Origin of the sequence: Pararhizobium sp. DWP3-4 (assembly GCF_049898205.1) — a bacterium.
GTDB lineage: Bacteria > Pseudomonadota > Alphaproteobacteria > Rhizobiales > Rhizobiaceae > Pararhizobium.
Window position 1 is genome coordinate 43,899 of sequence record NZ_JAFCXF010000002.1, and the last position, 18,261, is coordinate 62,159.

At 61.6% G+C, this 18,261-nt stretch carries 16 protein-coding genes; 8 read left to right on the forward strand and 8 right to left on the reverse strand.

The annotated features are described in order from the left end of the window. Nucleotides 1–45: 45 nt before the first annotated feature. Nucleotides 46–504 (forward strand): hypothetical protein, encoded by a 459-nt coding sequence (locus tag ACP7E6_RS05315; RefSeq protein WP_426228653.1) that lies wholly within the window; start codon nucleotides 46–48, stop codon nucleotides 502–504. Nucleotides 505–717: 213 nt separating this feature from the next. Here the strand turns inward: ACP7E6_RS05315 and ACP7E6_RS05320 are convergent, their stop codons facing one another. Beyond that, nucleotides 718–1,338 (reverse strand): TetR/AcrR family transcriptional regulator, encoded by a 621-nt coding sequence (locus ACP7E6_RS05320; RefSeq protein WP_426228655.1) that lies wholly within the window; start codon nucleotides 1,336–1,338, stop codon nucleotides 718–720. A gap of 224 nt (nucleotides 1,339–1,562) precedes the next feature. Between ACP7E6_RS05320 and ACP7E6_RS05325 the strand changes: the two genes are divergently transcribed. Both ACP7E6_RS05325 and ACP7E6_RS05330 read left to right on the forward strand, forming a co-directional pair. Further along, the gene (locus tag ACP7E6_RS05325; RefSeq protein WP_426228657.1) at nucleotides 1,563–2,519 is read left to right on the forward strand and encodes a homocysteine S-methyltransferase family protein; all 957 of its coding nucleotides are present in this window, start codon (nucleotides 1,563–1,565) and stop codon (nucleotides 2,517–2,519) included. 166 nt (nucleotides 2,520–2,685) lie between these two features. Continuing rightward, complete coding sequence (locus ACP7E6_RS05330; RefSeq protein WP_426228659.1) at nucleotides 2,686–4,191, forward strand: protein adenylyltransferase SelO; 1,506 nt, start codon at nucleotides 2,686–2,688, stop codon at nucleotides 4,189–4,191. Between the two features lie 293 nt (nucleotides 4,192–4,484). Here the strand turns inward: ACP7E6_RS05330 and ACP7E6_RS05335 are convergent, their stop codons facing one another. Beyond that, nucleotides 4,485–4,724, reverse strand: coding sequence for a hypothetical protein (locus ACP7E6_RS05335; RefSeq protein WP_426228661.1), 240 nt, complete (start codon nucleotides 4,722–4,724; stop codon nucleotides 4,485–4,487). A 356-nt stretch (nucleotides 4,725–5,080) separates the two neighbouring features. Here ACP7E6_RS05335 and ACP7E6_RS05340 point away from each other — a divergent pair, with 356 nt between their 5' ends. The 3 genes from ACP7E6_RS05340 (at nucleotide 5,081) to ACP7E6_RS05350 (ending at nucleotide 11,409) form a co-directional block, all read left to right on the forward strand. Further along, nucleotides 5,081–7,423: a glucose/quinate/shikimate family membrane-bound PQQ-dependent dehydrogenase gene (locus tag ACP7E6_RS05340; RefSeq protein ID WP_426228663.1), complete on the forward strand. Its 2,343-nt coding sequence runs from the start codon at nucleotides 5,081–5,083 to the stop codon at nucleotides 7,421–7,423. Nucleotides 7,424–7,656: 233 nt separating this feature from the next. Then, entirely contained in the window at nucleotides 7,657–9,258 is a 1,602-nt protein-coding gene (locus ACP7E6_RS05345; protein WP_426229418.1) for an ABC transporter ATP-binding protein, read from the forward strand. Nucleotides 9,259–9,456: 198 nt separating this feature from the next. Beyond that, nucleotides 9,457–11,409 carry a GTP-binding protein gene (locus tag ACP7E6_RS05350; RefSeq protein ID WP_426228665.1) on the forward strand — a complete coding sequence of 651 codons (1,953 nt, stop codon included), beginning with the start codon at nucleotides 9,457–9,459 and terminating at the stop codon, nucleotides 11,407–11,409. A 138-nt stretch (nucleotides 11,410–11,547) separates the two neighbouring features. On the opposite strand, the gene dmeF is transcribed toward ACP7E6_RS05350, so the two are convergent. The 3 genes from dmeF to bla form a co-directional block, all read right to left on the reverse strand. Further along, a complete protein-coding gene (gene dmeF / locus ACP7E6_RS05355) occupies nucleotides 11,548–12,642 on the reverse strand; it encodes a CDF family Co(II)/Ni(II) efflux transporter DmeF (RefSeq protein ID WP_426228667.1) in 1,095 nt (364 codons plus the stop codon). Nucleotides 12,643–12,676: 34 nt separating this feature from the next. After that, nucleotides 12,677–12,949: a Ni(II)/Co(II)-sensing transcriptional repressor DmeR gene (dmeR, locus tag ACP7E6_RS05360; RefSeq protein WP_113242928.1), complete on the reverse strand. Its 273-nt coding sequence runs from the start codon at nucleotides 12,947–12,949 to the stop codon at nucleotides 12,677–12,679. A gap of 487 nt (nucleotides 12,950–13,436) precedes the next feature. Further along, on the reverse strand, nucleotides 13,437–14,321 hold the full coding sequence (gene bla / locus ACP7E6_RS05365; protein ID WP_426228669.1) for a class A beta-lactamase: 885 nt from the start codon (nucleotides 14,319–14,321) through the stop codon (nucleotides 13,437–13,439). Between the two features lie 377 nt (nucleotides 14,322–14,698). Between bla and ACP7E6_RS05370 the strand changes: the two genes are divergently transcribed. Next, complete coding sequence (locus ACP7E6_RS05370) at nucleotides 14,699–15,202, forward strand: GNAT family N-acetyltransferase (RefSeq protein WP_426228671.1); 504 nt, start codon at nucleotides 14,699–14,701, stop codon at nucleotides 15,200–15,202. A gap of 132 nt (nucleotides 15,203–15,334) precedes the next feature. Then, nucleotides 15,335–15,739: a type II toxin-antitoxin system HicB family antitoxin gene (locus tag ACP7E6_RS05375; RefSeq protein ID WP_426228673.1), complete on the forward strand. Its 405-nt coding sequence runs from the start codon at nucleotides 15,335–15,337 to the stop codon at nucleotides 15,737–15,739. A 236-nt stretch (nucleotides 15,740–15,975) separates the two neighbouring features. Here ACP7E6_RS05375 and ACP7E6_RS05380 read toward each other — a convergent pair whose 3' ends face one another. The 3 genes from ACP7E6_RS05380 to ACP7E6_RS05390 all read right to left on the reverse strand — a co-directional run bounded on the left by ACP7E6_RS05380 (nucleotide 15,976) and on the right by ACP7E6_RS05390 (nucleotide 18,242). After that, the gene (locus tag ACP7E6_RS05380) at nucleotides 15,976–16,893 is read right to left on the reverse strand and encodes a c-type cytochrome (protein ID WP_426228675.1); all 918 of its coding nucleotides are present in this window, start codon (nucleotides 16,891–16,893) and stop codon (nucleotides 15,976–15,978) included. 93 nt (nucleotides 16,894–16,986) lie between these two features. Beyond that, on the reverse strand, nucleotides 16,987–17,424 hold the full coding sequence (locus ACP7E6_RS05385; RefSeq protein WP_426228676.1) for a c-type cytochrome: 438 nt from the start codon (nucleotides 17,422–17,424) through the stop codon (nucleotides 16,987–16,989). A 179-nt stretch (nucleotides 17,425–17,603) separates the two neighbouring features. After that, entirely contained in the window at nucleotides 17,604–18,242 is a 639-nt protein-coding gene (locus ACP7E6_RS05390) for a LysE family translocator (RefSeq protein WP_426228678.1), read from the reverse strand. Nucleotides 18,243–18,261: the final 19 nt, after the last annotated feature.

The following is an 18,261-nucleotide window of genomic DNA, read 5'->3' on the forward strand; positions in this document are numbered from 1 at the left end:
GCCTAGAACGCTAATTCTCCCTGCAACCTTGCAGGGAGAATCGGCATGAAGATCGGCGACAGCATCAGCAACTATTATCGCCCGCAAAACGGCAACCAGGCAGCGGGTGCGGCCTCTTCCGGCCTCGCACTCAATATCGACGGTGGTGGCAGCAGCGAGCGCACGCAGGCGCCGACCGTCTCGATCAGCGGCTCGACCCCCTCCTCCTCGCTGTCTTCGGCTCTCTGGCTATCGATGGCCGACAAGCTGGAAGGCGAAACCGGCGCTTTGACCGAGGCGCCGAAGGACAATCCGGCCGACGAACTCATGACGTGGTCGAAGATGTCGGTTGCCGAAAAGATCCGGGCGCAGATCCTCGCCGACAAGGACCTGACCGAGGCGGATCTCGCAGCCATGGACGCCGATGCCCGCGCGGCCATCGAGGCGGACATCAAGCGCCAGCTGGACATCCCGCAGGATGGCGGCACGGCTGAGGCGGAGGCGGCTTCGAACGCCACGATCTGATCCGCGACCATCGGCACCCCGGTTTGAAGGCCCGTTTGCTTGGCAACGCCACTTCTCGCCCGTAACCGGCAGGCCACCAAATCGGCGCGCATTATCCCATCCGCTCCAGCCGCTCGAAGCTGCCGGCGCTGGAACAGCCGACAGCGCGCAATCCGAACGCTGCTGAAACGGGGTGGCTTGCGGCGGAGATGGAAAACGCCGGCGGCTCATCTCTCAGGCGTGCTGCACCGGCTGAAAAAGCATTTTCACCAGACTCCGGAACACGAGAATCTGTTCTGGCAGGCTTTGCGGCTCCTTCAATGCCTTCGACAGCACGATGCCCCCTTCGATCACCGTCGAAACCATGTCGGCAAGCTGGTCCACATCGAATGGTTCGCGCGGCGCATGCACCGCCATGATCTGCTCGAACATGCCGCGGAACCGCCGCCGCCACGTCAATGCGGCCTGACGGTTGATTTCCTGGATCTCGCGATCGAAAAGCCGCTCGTAGTAGCAGATGGTCGCCACCAGACAGCCGGGGTGGCCGTTCGGCAGGTCGGAGAGAAGTTCGGACAAGAGCTTCAGGCCGAGCAGGAAGGATTGCAGCGGATCGTCCATCAGCTCGCGCGCACGGCTGAAAATCTCGTCGTAGATCCGCTCGTCGTTTTCGATGTAACGCGTCAGCAGGGCTTTGGCGAGTTCGTTCTTGTCGCGGAAATGGTAGAAGAAACCGCTCTTGGTGATGCCGGTCTCGGCGATCAGTTCCTCGATCGATGTGCCGCCAAACCCCTTCTGCAGCACGGCTGCCTCCGCCACATCGAGAATGCGGGTCCTCGTCTCCTCGCCCTTGCGCATGTCCCGCTCCTGTACCGCCGGTACGGTTTTGGCCGGTGGCGATGGGAAAAATCGTCCGGCCAGCCACCGGTTTTCCTGCAACCTCATTGATATTGTTGGCATTTCCAAAATCACCCGCCAGTATACCGCAAGACCTCTATTTTAGCAGGAGATAAAACGGCACAAATTCCTTCATCCGGCAGCACCTTCCGGCACTGCCCGAAAACCAAGAAAGGGTGGAGACCATGAGCAAGTACAGACGCGACCTGCCGCAGCTGAAGGGCGGCACCTACCTGACGGACGGCGGCATGGAAACGACACTGATTTTCCACGAGGGCGCAGACCTGCCGCATTTCGCCTCCTTCGTGCTTCTGGCGGATCCGGCCGGGCGGCAGCAATTGAAGGACTATTATGTCCGCTATCTCGACATCGCCGCGAGAGCCGGCGCTGGCTTTGTTCTGGACACCGCGACCTGGCGCACCAATCCCGACTGGGGCGACAAGCTCGGCTATAGCGCTGCGGCGCTGAAGGCGGCGAACGAAGATGCGGTCGAACTGCTGAGCGAGCTTCGCGCTGAATTCGAGCGTCCCGGCGCGCCGATCGTCATCAGCGGCATGGTCGGCCCGCGCGGCGACGGCTACAAGGCCGGCAACATGGACGCCGATGAAGCGGAAGCCTATCACGCGGCACAGATCGAAACCTTTGCCGGCACCGATGCCGACATGGTGAGCGCCTTGACGCTGACCAGTATCGACGAAGCCGTCGGCGTCGCCCGCGCGGCCAAACGGATGAACATGCCGTGTGTGATTTCCTTCACCGTGGAGACCGACGGCAATCTCGTCACCGGCCGGACGCTTCAGGAAGCGATCGAGGCGGTGGACGCTGCAACCGCAGCCTACCCGCACTACTACATGATCAACTGCGCCCATCCGAGCCATTTCGACACCGTCGTCGCGGGCGACGGCGCATGGCTGAAACGGATCGGCGGCATCCGCGCCAACGCCTCGACGATGAGCCACCAGCAACTCGACGAGAGCGAAACGCTGGATGACGGCGATCCCTTCGATCTCGGCCAACGCTACCGGCAACTGACACGCCGGATGCCGCAACTGAAGGTGCTGGGCGGCTGCTGCGGCACCGATCACCGCCATGTCGCGGCCATCTGCGCAGCCTGCGTGCCGATCGACGTCATAGGCGGCTGATCGCGATCGTTCACGTCAGGACAATGATGGTGGCACGCAGGAGCGGCGGCAAACGAAGGCTTGCAATCGAGCATGTCAGGCACGATATCCGGATCAGCTGCGGCTCGCGAACGGGCAATCATGCACTGCCGCTCAAGCTGCGGCATTCGCTGGAGATCGGGATATCATGGACCACACCAAACCGGCACCGCAGACCGACGCCGCCCCGATCCCCTTCGACAACAGCTATGCCCGGCTGCCGGCGCATTTTCATGCGGCGGCCGTTCCGACTGCGGTTTCGGAGCCGTGGCTGATCAAGTTCAACCGGCCGCTGGCGCTTGAGCTTGGCCTCGATGCCGATGCGCTGGAACGTGACGGGGCGGCGATCTTTTCCGGCAACACCATTCCTGCCGGTGCCGAGCCGCTCGGCATGGCCTATGCCGGGCACCAGTTCGGCCAATTCGTGCCATTGCTGGGTGACGGCCGGGCGATCCTGTTGGGGGAAGTCATCGATGGCCATGGCAAGCGCCGCGATATCCAGCTGAAGGGTGCCGGCAAGACGCCCTATTCGCGGCGTGGCGACGGGCGGGCAGCCCTTGGCCCGGTGCTGCGCGAATATATCGTCAGCGAGGCGATGTTTGCGCTTGGCATTCCGACGACACGGGCGCTGGCTGCCGTCGTCACCGGCGAGCCGGTCTACCGCGAACGGGTCCTTCCCGGCGGCGTCATCACCCGCGTGGCAGCCAGCCATATTCGCGTCGGCACCTTCCAGTTCCTGGCGGCGCGCGGCGATACCGAGGGGGTGAAGGTTCTGGCCGATCATGTCATCGACCGGCATTACCCCGAGATCAAGGGCAGCGAGCGTCCCTATCTGGCGCTGCTTCACGCCGTGATCGAGCGGCAGGCATCCCTGATTGCCCGCTGGCTTTCCGTCGGCTTCATCCATGGGGTGATGAACACCGACAATTGTTCGGTCTCCGGCGAAACCATCGATTTCGGCCCTTGCGCCTTTCTCGATGCCTATGATCCGGCCAAAGTGTTTTCCTCGATCGACCGGGGTGGGCGCTATGCCTATTCCAGCCAGCCGGCGATCGGCCAGTGGAACATGGCGCGGCTGGCCGAAACGCTTTTGCCGTTACTCGACCCAGAACCTTCGGAAGCCGTCAATCTCGCCAATGATGCGGTTGCCGGCTATGGAGCACGGTTCCAGACCCACTGGCTTGCGGGCATGAAGGCGAAGATCGGTCTGCATGCGCGAGAAGACGGCGATCTCGACCTCGTCCAGGGACTGCTCGGCGCCATGCACCGCAACGAAGCCGATTTCACGCTGACATTCCGCAGGCTCTGCGATGCCGCTGAAAGCAACGCCGGGGACGGCCCACTGCGCGACCTCTTCGCCAACACCGCCGATATCGACGCCTGGCTTCTCGCCTGGCGCGAGAGGACGGGGCGCGAACCCCTTTCGGATGCGCAGACGGCGGCAGCAATGCGCGGCGTCAACCCCACCTTCATCCCGCGCAACCACCGCATCGAGCAGGCGATCCGCGCGGCGGAAGACAACGGCGATCTGTCGTTGTTCGAAGCGCTGAACGACGTTCTGGCAAGGCCGTATGAGGACCAGCCGAAATTCGCAGCCTATTCCGCGCCGCCTGCCCCTTCGGAGGAAGTGCTGAAGACTTTCTGCGGAACGTGAGGAAGAGCCTTGTGCGAGGCGCTCAGATTGTTCACAGACACTGAAATCGATTGTCTGGCGAGAGTGACACCCCACTCTCCGTCATCCTCGCCCTTGTGGCGGGGATCCAGCGACCCGACGTCTGTCGGATCAAAAAAACCTTTCAGCCCAAAGACTTGGGCTGGCTGGATCTCTGTGACGAGCACAGGGATGACGGAGGATTTGGAAATCGCATAATTTCCCAAGTGACCTGCTGAATGGTAAGAAAATGAGTTCGTCACCCGTCCGAAAGCCTCGTACTAAGTCTCCTCCGGTCACTCCCAGCCGGTTCCGCCGATGGCGGCGCATCCATAAGGCGGCAGGCGGTTTTCGAAATTGGTTTTGAGCTGGGCGCAACCCCATTGGCGCAAGGGTTCCGGCATCCGGCTGTTGAGCTCGATGCCGACCTCGTCGAGCGGATCGTTGGTATTGGTGACATAGAGCAGCCAGCGCCCGCCGATCACGCCAACGACAGCCACGACCGCAACCAGCAGAACCATCAGCAATTTCTTCATCTCGAACCTCGTTGTGGTGAACGTTGCCGTTGACCTATCCTATTTCTCAGCGCGACCGAAATCCTTTCGCGCGGCTTTGCCCGGCTGTGCGTCAAACGCCTGCCTGCCATGCTGAATTTTGATGGCTAGGCCGAAATGTGGCCATTGAAAGGCGGCGGCCTTGCGGTATGTTCGGTGATGTTGCGCGGCGGTTCAACGTCTGCGCGCGTCAAATACCAAGGTTCACCGCGCACAGACCCATCCCGCGCGATGGCCAGCCCCAAGACCGGACTGCCTTTCCCTGAGGCGTTGGATCCAAATGCCCACCGCAACCGGCATTCGTCGCGCGGCGCAGCTTTCCATAACGGGAGATTTTCATGTTGATTCTGTTGACGGCCATCGTCTTTTCACTGATCGGGCTGGGGCTCGGCGGCGGCGGACTTTGGCTTATCGTGCTCGGCGGCAGCTGGTATTATGCCATTGCAGGCCTCGGCTTCCTCATCACCGCCTTCCTGTTGTTTGCGCGGCGCGGCGCGGCGCTGACCGTCTACGCACTTCTGATCATCGGCACGCTCGCCTGGGCGATCTGGGAAGTCGGCTTCGACTGGTGGCAGCTCGGGCCGCGTGGCGGCATCATCATCCTGCTCGGCCTCTGGCTGCTTTTGCCGGCCATCCGCCGCGGCCTTGGCTTTGCAAGCCCGACCGGCCAGGTCTACAAGGCCAGCGCCCTGCCGCTGGGACTGGCCGTTCTCGCCTCGATCGTGGTTGCCGGCTACTCGATGACGCAGGACCCGCTCGATCTGGCCGGCGAACTGCCGGTCGGGACCGCGACTGCGGCCGTCGATCTTGGCGGCAATGTGCCCGATGGCGAATGGCACCAGTATGGCCGCACGCCATACGGCCAACGCTATTCGCCGCTGTCGCAGATCACGCCTGAAAATGCCGGCAGGCTGGAAGTCGCCTGGCAATATCAGACGGGTGACGTGAAACGGCCGGACGATGTCGGCGAAACCACCTATCAGGTGACGCCGCTGAAAATCCACGACACGCTCTACATGTGCACGCCGCACAATCTCGCCATCGCGCTCGATGCGGCGACCGGCAAGGAGAAATGGAAGTTCGACGCCAATTCCGGCATGAACCCGGACCGGCAGCACCAGACCTGCCGCGGCGTGACGTATTATGCCGATCCGGCTGCCGTTGCCGGCAGCGCCTGCGCCGAACGGGTTTATCTGCCGACCGCCGATGCACGGCTGATCGCGCTCGATGCCACCAATGGCAAGGTCTGCGAGAGCTTTGCCGACAAGGGCACGCTGCATCTTGAAACCGGCATGAAATACAATCCGGCCGGCTATTATTACTCGACCTCGCCGCCGGTGATCACCGCGGGCAAGATCATTGTCGGCGGCGCCGTCAACGACAATTACTCGACGCAGGAACAGTCCGGCGTCATCCGCGCCTTCGACGTCAACACCGGGGCGCTGATCTGGAACTGGGACAGTGGCAATCCGGACGTGACGACGCCGCTGCCGGAGGGCCAGACCTACACGACCAACTCACCCAACAGCTGGTCGGTGTTCAGCTATGACGACAAGCTCAACCTTGTCTATATCCCGCTCGGCAACCAGGTGCCCGACCAGCTCGGCATGAACAGAAGCGAGCATGTCGAGAAATACTCCTCGTCGATCGTGGCGCTCGACATCACCACAGGCGCGGTCCGCTGGGTGCGCCAGACCGTGCATCACGATCTCTGGGACATGGACGTTCCAGCCCAGCCGGTGCTGCTCGACATTACCGGCAAGGACGGTCAGCCGGTTCCGGCCTTGGTCGGTCCGACCAAGCAGGGCGATATCTATGTGCTTGACCGGCGCACCGGCGAGCCGATCATCCCGGTCAGGGAAATCCCGGCACCGACCGGCGCCATCGCCGAGGATTTCACCGCCCCGACCCAGCCGATCTCCGATCTCACCTTCTCGCCGCCGCCGCTGACGGACAAGAACATGTGGGGCGTGACGATGTTCGACCAGCTCGCCTGCCGGATCGACTTCAAGCGGCTGAAATACGAAGGCCGCTACACACCGCCATCGCTGGAAGGCAGCCTGATCTATCCCGGCAATTTCGGCACGTTCAACTGGGGCTCGGTCGCTGTTGATCCGGAGCGGCAGGTGATGTTCGGCATGCCGACCTATCTGGCCTTCACCTCCAGACTGGTACCGCGCGAGCAGATCCCGCCTAAGGGACAGGACGAGAAGGGTTCCGAACAGGGCCTCAACCGCAATGACGGCGCGCCCTACGGCGTCTTCATGGGGCCGTTTCTCGGCCCGCTCGGCATTCCCTGCCAGGCGCCGCCATGGGGCTATGTCGCCGGCGCGGACTTGAAGACCGGCAAGATCGCCTACAAGCACCGGAACGGCACCGTGCGCGACATGACGCCGCTGCCTTTGCCCTTCAAGGTCGGCGTGCCCGGCATCGGCGGCCCGATGATCACCAAGGGCGGCGTCGCCTTCCTCGGCGCGGCGGTCGATAACTACATCCGCGCCTATGAGCTCACCACCGGCAGGGTGCTGTGGGAAGGCCGTCTTCCGGCCGGTGGCCAGTCGACACCGATGAGCTATGCCACCGACGACGGTACCCAGTTCGTGCTGATCGTCGCCGGCGGCCACGGCTCGGTCGGCACCAAGCCGGGCGACTATGTGATCGCCTACAAGCTGGCGAAGTAGGCCTGCTTTCAAACGACGGAAAAGCCCGGCGCGAGCAATCGTGCCGGGCTTTTTTCGTGCGCGGGGCCGACCTTCCCCCTCAACCGGCGTCACGGGTTCTTACCGCCTGCAGGTTGCATCCGCCGGTATCATCGGGAACATAAGCGCTCGACGCGAATCGGAGGCTCCATGCACAACGCCGCACTCCCCTCACTGACCCGACCATCCTGCTGAACTATTGGCGATCATCGCAGCTGACGCTTCTGACGGTCGCAGCCTGCGTCTTCCTGTCATCCATTTCCGCTGTCGCCGCCCCCTATCTCTTCTCGCGGCTCATCGACCAGCTCAACAATGACCGCTTTGCCGAAACGCTCGTAACGGGCTTTCTCGTCTATGCGCTGCTCATCGGACTCTCCAACGCGCTGCAGACCATGCTGCAATATCTTTCCTACATGAGCGCCGAAAGCCTCGGCTTTATCGCAGGCACCAGCTTTTTCGAGCGGCTGCTGAGAAAAACAACCGACTTTTTCGTCGAGCATAATCCCGCAGAAATAGAAAATGCGCGCAAGCGCGGCGAACAGGCCCTGACCACATTGGTGGAACTGGCGCTGATCGTCTTCATTCCCGGCACGACGCAGATTGTCCTGACGCTGATCCTGCTCGGCACGACAGTCAATCTCGAGCTTGTCGCCGTCGTTCTGGTCTACGGCATCTGCTTCATTGCGCTGACGAGCTTTGCCAATCGGCGCAGCCGCCCCTTTCTCGATCGGGCTATCGAGGCCGGTCAGGAAAATGCCCGCTTTGTCGGCAATTCAATCAATGCCATGGAGACGCTTCGGTATTTTGGCGCGCACCAGTGGATGCTTTCGCGGTTTTCCGCCAAGGCGCGGGAGATTTTCAACAACTGGCGCGCCTTCTGCCTGCAGAAGATCGGCTTCAGCGTCATTCAGGGGCTGGCGCTCACAGTCCAGTTTGTCATCACATTCCTCATGCTCATGCCACGCCTGCGCGAAGGCACGCTGTCAGTCGGCGACGTGGTGCTTTTCAACGCGTTGTTGCTTCAGCTCAACCAGCCCTTCGAAATGATCGGCCACGCGCTTGATGACGTCATGCGCTCAAAAGCCTCGCTGAAACCGCTCGCCAAGCTTTGGAACTTGCCCGAGGAAACCGAGGCAGGACCAGCCGGTGCATTTGCCGTCGATACCGGTAAGGTTCAGTTCAAAGGCGTGTGCTATCGCTATCCCAACGGCCGCGGCGTCGCTGATATCAACTTTACCGCCCAGCGAGGGCGGATCACCTATCTGACGGGGGAGACGGGATCAGGCAAATCGACGGTGTTCCGCTTGGCACTGAAATCACTGCAGCCGCAGGTTGGCAGGATCACCGTCGATAGCACGCCACTTGACGAAATCGATCGCCGCGAATGGTACCGGCATATCGGCATCGTACCGCAGGACCTGATGCTGCTCAACGAAACGCTGGCAATCAACATCACGCTTGGCCGCCCGCTCGACCAGGAACGGCTGCGGCTGGCTGCAGGGCGTGCTGCAATCCTTGATTTCATCGATGCGCTGCCGGACGGTTTCGAAACGGTCATCGGCGAACGTGGCCTAAAACTCTCCGGCGGCGAACGCCAGCGGATCGCCATCGCACGGGCGCTTTACAGCGATCCGGCAGTCCTGTTCCTCGACGAAGCAAGCTCCGCCCTCGATGCGTCAACGGAACGCGATATCATGGACCACATTCGCACGGTCTGCGACACGGTCACGGTGATTGCCATCACCCACCGCACCACCATGATCCTCCCCGGCGATCAGGTGGTCCGCATTGCAGAAGGCACGCTGGTGGCCGATTGAAACGGGGTGCCACCTTGCCCCAAGGCTGCGGCATCGCCCGCTTGACATGCCTTCGAAAACGCCTGTAGGCTTGCTCTCATCGGTGCAAAATCAGACGGTTACGCATCGAACCATGAATTGCCAGCCCGGAGAGAATCCCAATGCGCCGACTCATTTCTCAAGAAAATCACATTCGAAATTCTGAGAAATTGAGGAACAATGCGTATTTTGAATCTGGGTATCCTGGCCCATGTGGATGCAGGCAAGACTAGTCTTACAGAGCGGCTGCTTTTCGACGCCGGCGTGATCGACAAACTCGGCAATGTCGACGCCGGCAATACGCAGACCGACAGTCTCGAACTCGAACGGCAACGGGGCATCACCATCAGGGCCGCCGTGGTGTCGTTCACCATCGGCGACACGACCGTCAATCTCATCGATACGCCCGGGCATCCCGACTTCATCGCCGAAGTCGACCGGGTGCTTGGATTGCTCGACGCGGCGGTGGTCGTCGTTTCGGCAGTCGAGGGCGTGCAGGCGCAGACGCGCGTGCTGGTGCGGGCGTTGCAGCGCCTTGGCGTCCCGTTCGTCTTCTTCGTCAACAAGGTCGATCGCCCCGGCGCCCGATATGAGGAGCTGCTGGATGTTCTTGGCACCCAGCTGCCGGTTCGGCCGATTGCCATGTCGGGCATCTCGGATGCGGGCAGCAAGCTTGCCCGGGTCGAAGCATATGATCTGCGGAGCGAACCACTGTTCACAGGTCTCTGTGAAACGCTGGCGGAAAACGACGATGCGCTGCTGGGCGATTATGTCGTCGCGCCCGATTGCCTGAACCGTGAAACGCTGGCCCGGTCTCTGGCAGATCAGGTCGCCAAAGGCCTGGTGCATCCGGTCTTTGGCGGAGCGGCAACGACCGGCGTTGGCGTGCCGGCACTGATGTCGGCGATCGCGACGATGCTGCCTTCCCGCAGTCCAGACCCGGATGGCCCGGTCATCGGCACGATCTTCAAGATCGAGCGGGGATGGGGCGGCGAAAAGCAGTGCTTCGTCTCCCTGACATCGGGCACGGTCAAAGCCCGGCACTATCTGGACTTGCCAAGGGGCCAGGCACGGGTAACCGGAATTCATTTGTTCGAGGCTGGGCGGGTTCACAATGTTTCCAGCTTCCGGGCCGGACAGATCGCCCGCGTCAGTGGCCTTAACGGCGCCCGCATCGGCGATATCGTCGGCACGGATCCGTCCTCGGCCAGCCGCGCTCACTTTGCCCCGCCGACCCTTGAAACCCGTGTGCTGGCGCAGCGTGCGTCCGACAATGCAGCACTCTGGCTCGCCCTCAACCAGCTGGCCGAACAGGACCCGCTGATCAATCTTCGCAGGAACGACGATGCGAACGACGTTTACGTCTCTCTCTATGGCGAGGTGCAAAAGCAGGTCATTCAATCGACCTTGCTGACGGATTTCGATCTTGAGGCCACGTTCGAGGAAAGCACGGTCATCTGCGTCGAGAGACTGCTGGGGAAAGGCGCCGGTCTTCAGACCATCTTCAAGGAGCCCAACCCTTTTCTCGCGACCGTCGGGCTGCGCGTCGAACCACGTCCGGAGGGTGCCGGCCACAGCTTTGCCCTGGAAGTCGACGTCGGCCAGATGCCGGCAAGTTTTTACCGGGCGGTCGAGGACACCGTGCTGGAAACGCTGAAACAGGGTGTCTTTGGCTGGCAGGTCATCGATTGCCACGTGGCGATGACGGCGGCCAAGCACAGTTCGCCATCGAGCACCGCCGCCGACTTTCGCCAGTTGACGCCGTTGGTGCTGGCTGAGGCTCTATCGGCGGCTCAAACCGTCATCTGCGAACCGGTCGATCACATCGACATCGAAGCGCCCGTCAGCGCCTTGAACGGCCTGCTTACCCTGCTTGCGAAGGCCGGTGCATCGATGACGGATACCGTGATCGCCAACGGCGTGGTGCGCCTGGAAGGCACGGTCGCATCTGCCAAAACCCAGAGCTTTCAACAGCAGCTGCCGGGGCTGACAAGCGGTATGGGAACGATGGTCGCCAGTTTTGACCATTATGCCCCGATCGCCGGTCCCCAGCGTTTGCGCCAACGCTCAGGCCCCGATCCGTTCAACATGATGGAATATCTGCTGCGCATGCGCCGAAACTCGCTGGACTGAACTTCGGGGCCAGAGAAAGGAAGCTGACGCCCGAGCAGATATATGACCACCTTCGTTGTCCGCTCAGTGCAAGGTTTGCCGCGAAAACTTCAAATTTCGCGACAAACCGATCAACTCTGAAAAGCCGAACTGTTTCCGTCACGCCGCGACTGGCGTGACTTCGACGGTGAGATGCGACAGCCCGGTGAGCTTGGCGAGCTTTTCCTTGTAGAAAGCCGGCGGGTGCGGGTTTTGCGTGGCGATGGCGACGATGGCGGCATTGTGCCCCGGGCCGACCTGCCAGACATGCAGATCGGTGATCGTCTCCTGCGGCGTTTCGATGCGCTCACGGATTTCCGACTGCAGGTCGCTGACTGTGTCGGTCGCGTCGATCAGGATCAGGCCGGTCTGGCGGATCAGGCCGTAGGACCAATGGGCGATGATCAGCGCGCCGACGACACCCATGGCCGGATCGAGCCAGAGCCAGCCGTAGATGCTGCCTGCCAAAAGCGCCAGAATGGCCAGCACCGAAGTCAGCGCATCCGCCATCACATGCAGATAGGCGGACCGCAGATTGTTGTCGGCACCGGGCTTTGCCGCTGCGTGGCCGTGATCCCCGTGGCTGTGGCCGGCATGATCGTGGTGATCGTGGCCGCCCGCAGGCTGGGCCTCGGCACCGTGCGAATGGGTACTATGCGAGTGAGACGCATGAGAGTGACCAGCATGCGCATGAGCAGCATGCGAATGACCGCCATGGGAATGGCCGGTGTGGGAATGGCCGGTGTGGGAATGGCCAAGATGCTGGTGATCGTCCTTGAGCAGGAAGGCGGAGATGAGATTGACGGCAAGGCCGGCGACCGCCACGGCAATGGCCTGCGAAAAGCTGATCTGGACAGGATTGGCGAACCGCAACAGGCTTTCCCAGCCAATCAGCAGCGCGATCATCGCAAGAACGATGGCGCTGGCGAAACCGGCGAGATCGCCGAGCTTACCGGTGCCGAAGGTGAATCGCGGATTGCGCGCCTGGCGCCGTGCGTAGAGATAGGCGAGCGCCGTGATCAGCATCGCACCGGCATGGGTGGACATGTGCCAGCCATCGGCCACCAGCGCCATCGAGCCGTAGATATTGCCGGCGACAATCTCCCCGACCATCATCGTTGCGGTCAGCGCGATGACCAGCCAGACACGCCGCTCGTTGCGCCGGTGGCCGGCGCCGAGGAAGACATGTTCGTGAACCAGGTTTTCTATCGGCATGGAGCCATCCTCTCGATATCGGCGCATCAGGGTTTTAGCGTACGTACGTCCGCAGCACGGCGGACAGTTCATCGACGGCCCGCAGACGTTCCGCGTCGCTTTCGGCGAGCAGCACATGTTCGCGCAGGTGATCTTCCATCACCTCGCCGGTCAGCCCGTTCAGCGCACCGCGAATGGAAGAGAGCAGCTGCAGAATATCGCCACAGGGCGTCTCCACCTCAAGCGCCCGCTCGACGGCCTCGAGCTGCCCTTTCAGGCGGCGCACCCGCGCCAGCAGTTTCGTCTTTTCGCGAACGGTATGGGACATCGGCACCTCAATATAGTATAGGGGGGTATACTATATTGGCGAGATTGGAAAGGCCCTGCGGGCGGCGCCGGATGCGGGAGCGAGGCGTTGCCGATCCGCCATGCTGGCGTCACGGGGACTCTTGATCATGATCTGAGCTGTGGAGACGGCGATCGACGCCGATTGTTTTTTACGGCCTTGGACGGTGCGATGCGCGGCTGGAAAGGCGGCGGCCTGAACAAAGCCGCCGCACAATGCCACCCTTGGAGGGTGGCTGGTTGACAAAGCGGGCACTCCCCCCTCCGTCATCCTCCCCTCGGGTTAAACCCGAGGCTCGTGGCGGGGATCCTGTGACCCGACGTCCGTCGGGTCGAAAAACTCTTTCAACCCAAAGACTTGGGCCGGCTGGATCTCTGTGACGAGCATAGAGATGACGGAGTTTCAGATGATGCACGGTTTCCCAACACGATCTGTCAGCGACGTTGCCGTCAGTCCGCCGCCGCCTGCCTCACCCCACCATCGCGGCGATCAGCTTGCCAACCTCGGCAAATACCGGCTCGAGCTCCTTGGTCGGTTTCTTGCCCTCGGCGATATAGACCGAGGCCAGGATCGTATGGCCTTCGGCCGGGCGCATGAAGCCGATATCGCCGGCCTCGCCCCGGCCGCTGGTGCCGGTTTTTTCACCGATGGTCCAGCTCGTCGGAAGCCCTGCCCGCAGGCGCCGGTCGCCGGTGGTGTTGGCGACGAGCCATGCTGAAAACTGATCGCGCGACGCCGGGGACAGAACATCTTCCAGCAGCAGCTTGCCGAGCGTTTCCGTCATCGCCTTCGGCGTCGTGGTGTCGCGCGGGTCGCCGATCTTTGCTTCGTTCAGTTCCGGCTCGATGCGATCGAGGCGGGTGGTCGCGTCGCCGATCGAGCGCAGCCAGTCCGTCAAGCCCTTCGGACCGCCGAAACTCGCCAAAAGCAGGTTGCCGGCGGCATTGTCGCTGTAGCGTACCGTTGCATCGCACAGTTCGCGCACCGTCATGCCGCCGCCGACATGTTTTTCGACGACCGGCGAATAGGACAGAAGGTGTTTCTTCGAAATCGGAATTCGCCGGTCGAGCTTTTCCTCGCCCTTGTCGGCACGTGCCAGAACGAAGGCGGCAGCCAGTGCCTTGAAGGTCGAGCACATGGCAAAGCGTTCGTCAGGCCGGCGCTCGAAGGACAGCTTGGTTTTCGTATCGAGGACATAGACGCCGAGCCGTCCGCCAATTTGCTTTTCCAGCGCAGCCAGCTGTTCTTCAATGCCCCTTCCGGCGGCAAAGGCCATTTTCGGGCCTAGGCCGATGCTGGGCAACAACAGGCCGGAGCCGATGATGAACGACCGGCGATTGAACGTGAACGACATGTGATGGGTTCTCCATGAATGACTTTGCGGATGGCATCAACGTCTTGATCGCAAAGGCTAATATTAGCCATTTCTCAACCGGCTGTTGCACCAATGGTAACGATCCGTAGAGCGCGATTGTGGCCGGTCTTGGCCGGAAAAGCGGCATCCCAAAATCTTGTTTCGGCCGCAAAAATGAACGGGCACACGATTTCCCGTTGACAATTTTCCGGAAAAGGCGACATTGCCCGCCATGATCAGAACCGCAAACATCGCCCGCTGGTATTTTACGCTGCTCCCATAGGTGCGGCTGTCTGATCTCGTTCAAACAAGCCGCCATCAGGCGGCTTTTGTTTTGGACAGCACCTGATGGCGCAAGAGCCATAAGGTGCCATGAAATGCTGCAGACGACGACCCCAACATCCCTTCTCCATCCCGCCACCCGCGCGCCGATGGTGACCATCCGCGCGGCCAAGCAGCGCGACTTGCCCGAACTGCGCGCGCTGATCAGCGAGCTTGCCGCCCATCATGGCGATGCCGCAGCCGTCACCCCGGAAAATCTCGAGCGCGACCTGTTCGGCCGTATGCCCTGGATCACGGCCCTTGTGGCCGAGGCCGCCGGCGAGCTGATCGGTTACGCCATCCTGGTGCCGCTCTACCGCGCCCAGCAGGGTGCGCGCGGCATGGAACTGCATCATCTCTATGTCCGCCCCGCCCATCGCGGCACCGGCATCGGCCGCCATCTGGTCGCCAAAGCCCGTGAACAGGCCCGCATGGCGGGCGCCACCTATCTCTCGGTCAGCGCCGCCACCGGTAATTTCCAGGCCCACCGCTTCTACGAATCGGAAAACTTCACGCCCGGCCCGGTCACCGGCATGCGGTATCTGCAGACGCTCGCCTGAGGGCGGGCGGTTTTCAAGGCAGCAGCATCATGGCGATGGGCGCGTTCCAAGGAACGCGCCTTGGCCGTCCCCAGCGTGTATGGTTATCTGACAAGCATCGAAAAGCAGGCCGGTTTGAAACTGAGGTAGCCCATGCGCAACTATATCGGACTGATCCACAAGGACGCCAAGAGCGACTACGGCGTATCCTTCCCCGATTTTCCGGGCGTGATTTCTGCGGGAACCGATCTTGACGACGCCCGGCAGATGGGGGCAGAGGCACTGGCCTTTCACCTTGAAGGTCTTGCCGAGGATGGCGTTGCCATTGCCGAACCCTCCAGTCTCGAAACGGTCATGGCCGATCCGGACAACAGGAAGGGCGTTGCCATTCTGGTCGGCGTCAAGATGGATACGAAGAAAGCAGTGCGTGTGAACGTGACACTGCCGGAAGATGTTCTGCGCCAGATCGACCGCTTCGCCGAAGCCAAAGGGTTGACACGATCCGGGTTCATCGCGCTCGCAGCCCTGCACGAGATCGACCGCGACGACGCGGCGTGATCAAAGTCAACACTGTTGAGGCCATATTCAGACTGCTGATAAAGTCATTCTCTCGGCATTTTGCAGGTCATTTGGGAAATTATGCGATTGCCAACCCTCCGTCATCACTGTGCTCCTCACGGGGGTCCAGCCAGCTCAAGTCCTTGAGCTGATTTACGGATGCCCGAAACGTAGGCAAGCGCCTGCCTTGTCTTTAAGAACAGCGAGGTGGGGCACTGCGGGCCGACCCAACCACTCTACTCAACCGCCGGCACCGCCTTCAGATAGGCCGCGATCGCTTCGCGATCGGATGCAGGCAGTTTGGCCATGTTTTTCTGGACCTCGACCATCGAACCGCCGGCGGAATCGAATTCGGGCGTGAAGCCGGTTTGGAGGTAGTTGACGATATCGCCTTCGCTCCATGAACCCATGCTTTTCGAGCCTGGCGTGATGTTGGGGATGCGGCCCTCGCCTTCCGGATTGGGCGCGCCGGCCAGCCACTCTGTTGTCTCGAAACCGCCGAGCGCATTGCGTGGCGTGTGGCATTCGCCGCAATGACCGGGGCCTTCGACGAGGTACTGGCCGCGGGCGATTTTCGGATTGGCCGTATCGACCGTGACACGCGGTTTGTCGGTGAAGAACAAAAGTTTCCAGCCGCCGAGGGCCAGGCGGATGTTGTAGGGGAATGGCAGGTCGTGCGGCGGCGCGACATTGGCGCTCTTCGGCAGGGTTTTTAGAAAACCCCAGAGGTCGTTGATATCCTTCGGCGTCAGCCGGGCGTAGGAGCCATAGGGAAACGACGGATAGAGATGTTCGCCCTGTTTACCGACGCCACGCGTCATCGCATTGCCGAATTCGGCCAGCGTCCAGCTGCCGATGCCGGCGGCTTCATCCGGGGAGATGTTGGGGACGTGAAACGTGCCGAACGGGCTTTTGAGCGGCAATCCACCCGCCAAAACCAACTTGGCATCGCCTTCCGATTTCGCCGCCGCATGACAGCTGGTACAGCCGCCCGCCCAGAATATCTGTTCGCCATTGGCAAGATCCGGCTCGCCCAACCTCTCCCAATGCGAGGTCGGCCAAGGCTCGGGTTTGGTCAGGAACCAGGCCGCACCACCGGCCAAGGATGCAAACACGACAACCGCCGTGACCAGTTTTCGAACCCGCACACCCATCACCCGCTCCACTTGCTCATCCGGAAAACACATTTGGCGCGCCGGACCGGGCGCGCCAAATATCGCAGTTTTAGGGGGACGAGGCCTACCGCATCACTTCTTGATGCGGTAGGCCTGATGACAGTCGCCACAACCTTTGCCGATAATGCCAAGCGCAGCACCGACGCCGGCCTGGTCTGCGGGAAGCTGGGCAAGCGCAACATCGGCGTCGGCGCCGAGCTTGGCGGCCTTGGCCTTGAAGTCGTCCATATTGTCCCAGATTTTCGGGGATGCTTCGGAATTTGCCTCTGAGCCTGCCGGAAACTGATCCGGGAATGCCTTGATATTGGTGCTGATCGTCGTCAGCGCCGTCTTGACGATCTCGGCGTCATAGGGTTTTTCGCCCTTGGCGATCCCGGCAAGCGCGCCCATCGATCCGCCGATCTGCTTCATCAGTCCTTCGCGGACCTTGACCGGATCATCCGCAGCGATGACGGCGCTTACGCCACAGCCTGCAATCACACATGCCGTCAGTATCATTTTCAGCTTCATACAAATCTCCAGCTCTGGCGAGACGCCGCCCGGACTGCCGAAGCGGGCTCTCTCTATCGATGCGCGGGCATGATTGCATTTTGGAGACTTGAGGGAAGTAACATTTTCTTGAAACGGATTTATTTTCAGCGCTGTAACTGCCTGATAAACAGGAGTATTATACTCATATTATCAGTATGTTACCCTTGCGACACCCAGCCATGCCACGCCGTCAGCGCTGCCACCGCGATCAGCACCACGCCGACCGTCTTGCCGATGATTGCAGTGGCGCGGGGGCTGGAGACGATGACATCGCGGCTGCGGCCGGCGGCGAGCGCCAGGCTGCCATAGACGGCAAGCTGTGTCAGCGAGATCATGATCGCCATTATCAAGGCCTGAGACCACAGAGGGCCGAATTCAGGCTTCAGGAACTGCGGGTAAACGGCGAGCATGAACAGATAGGCTTTTGGATTGAGGATGCTGGTCAAGGCGCCGCGGCGAAAACTCGTCCAGCGCGACAGCCGGGCGCCGGGCTCGACCGAGGCGATCGCTATGCTGCTGCGGGCAAGCGACAAGCCGATCCAGGCGATATAGGCGGCGCCGGCGAGCAGCAGCACATTGAAAAGCGCCGGCACCAGGTGCAGCAGGAAGCCGACGCCGAGTGCGGCATAGAGCGTGTGGAACACGCCGCCCGCCATGATGCCGGCGGTCGCCATCAGCCCGGACGCCCGGCCGCCGGTCAGCGCATTGGCCATGACGAAGACCATATCCATGCCGGGCACGATGATGATGCCGAACAGAAGCGTGAAGAAGAGCCAGAGGTTTTCCGCGTAGGTCATGTCAGTTGTCCGTTGCTCA

Excerpts from the sequence above, each read along its gene's own strand:
- dmeR (WP_113242928.1), bottom strand. The coding sequence starts at position 12,949 with ATGTCCCATACCGTTCGCGAAAAGACGAAACTGCTGGCGCGGGTGCGC.
- ACP7E6_RS05380 (WP_426228675.1), bottom strand. The coding sequence starts at position 16,893 with ATGGGTGTGCGGGTTCGAAAACTGGTCACGGCGGTTGTCGTGTTTGCA.
- ACP7E6_RS05335 (WP_426228661.1), bottom strand. The coding sequence starts at position 4,724 with ATGAAGAAATTGCTGATGGTTCTGCTGGTTGCGGTCGTGGCTGTCGTT.
- dmeF (WP_426228667.1), bottom strand. The coding sequence starts at position 12,642 with ATGCCGATAGAAAACCTGGTTCACGAACATGTCTTCCTCGGCGCCGGC.
- ACP7E6_RS05315 (WP_426228653.1), top strand. The coding sequence starts at position 46 with ATGAAGATCGGCGACAGCATCAGCAACTATTATCGCCCGCAAAACGGC.
- ACP7E6_RS05330 (WP_426228659.1), top strand. The coding sequence starts at position 2,686 with ATGGACCACACCAAACCGGCACCGCAGACCGACGCCGCCCCGATCCCC.
- ACP7E6_RS05320 (WP_426228655.1), bottom strand. The coding sequence starts at position 1,338 with ATGCGCAAGGGCGAGGAGACGAGGACCCGCATTCTCGATGTGGCGGAG.
- ACP7E6_RS05370 (WP_426228671.1), top strand. The coding sequence starts at position 14,699 with ATGCTGCAGACGACGACCCCAACATCCCTTCTCCATCCCGCCACCCGC.
- ACP7E6_RS05325 (WP_426228657.1), top strand. The coding sequence starts at position 1,563 with ATGAGCAAGTACAGACGCGACCTGCCGCAGCTGAAGGGCGGCACCTAC.
- bla (WP_426228669.1), bottom strand. The coding sequence starts at position 14,321 with ATGTCGTTCACGTTCAATCGCCGGTCGTTCATCATCGGCTCCGGCCTG.
- ACP7E6_RS05390 (WP_426228678.1), bottom strand. The coding sequence starts at position 18,242 with ATGACCTACGCGGAAAACCTCTGGCTCTTCTTCACGCTTCTGTTCGGC.
- ACP7E6_RS05375 (WP_426228673.1), top strand. The coding sequence starts at position 15,335 with ATGCGCAACTATATCGGACTGATCCACAAGGACGCCAAGAGCGACTAC.
- ACP7E6_RS05350 (WP_426228665.1), top strand. The coding sequence starts at position 9,457 with ATGCGTATTTTGAATCTGGGTATCCTGGCCCATGTGGATGCAGGCAAG.
- ACP7E6_RS05385 (WP_426228676.1), bottom strand. The coding sequence starts at position 17,424 with ATGAAGCTGAAAATGATACTGACGGCATGTGTGATTGCAGGCTGTGGC.
- ACP7E6_RS05340 (WP_426228663.1), top strand. The coding sequence starts at position 5,081 with ATGTTGATTCTGTTGACGGCCATCGTCTTTTCACTGATCGGGCTGGGG.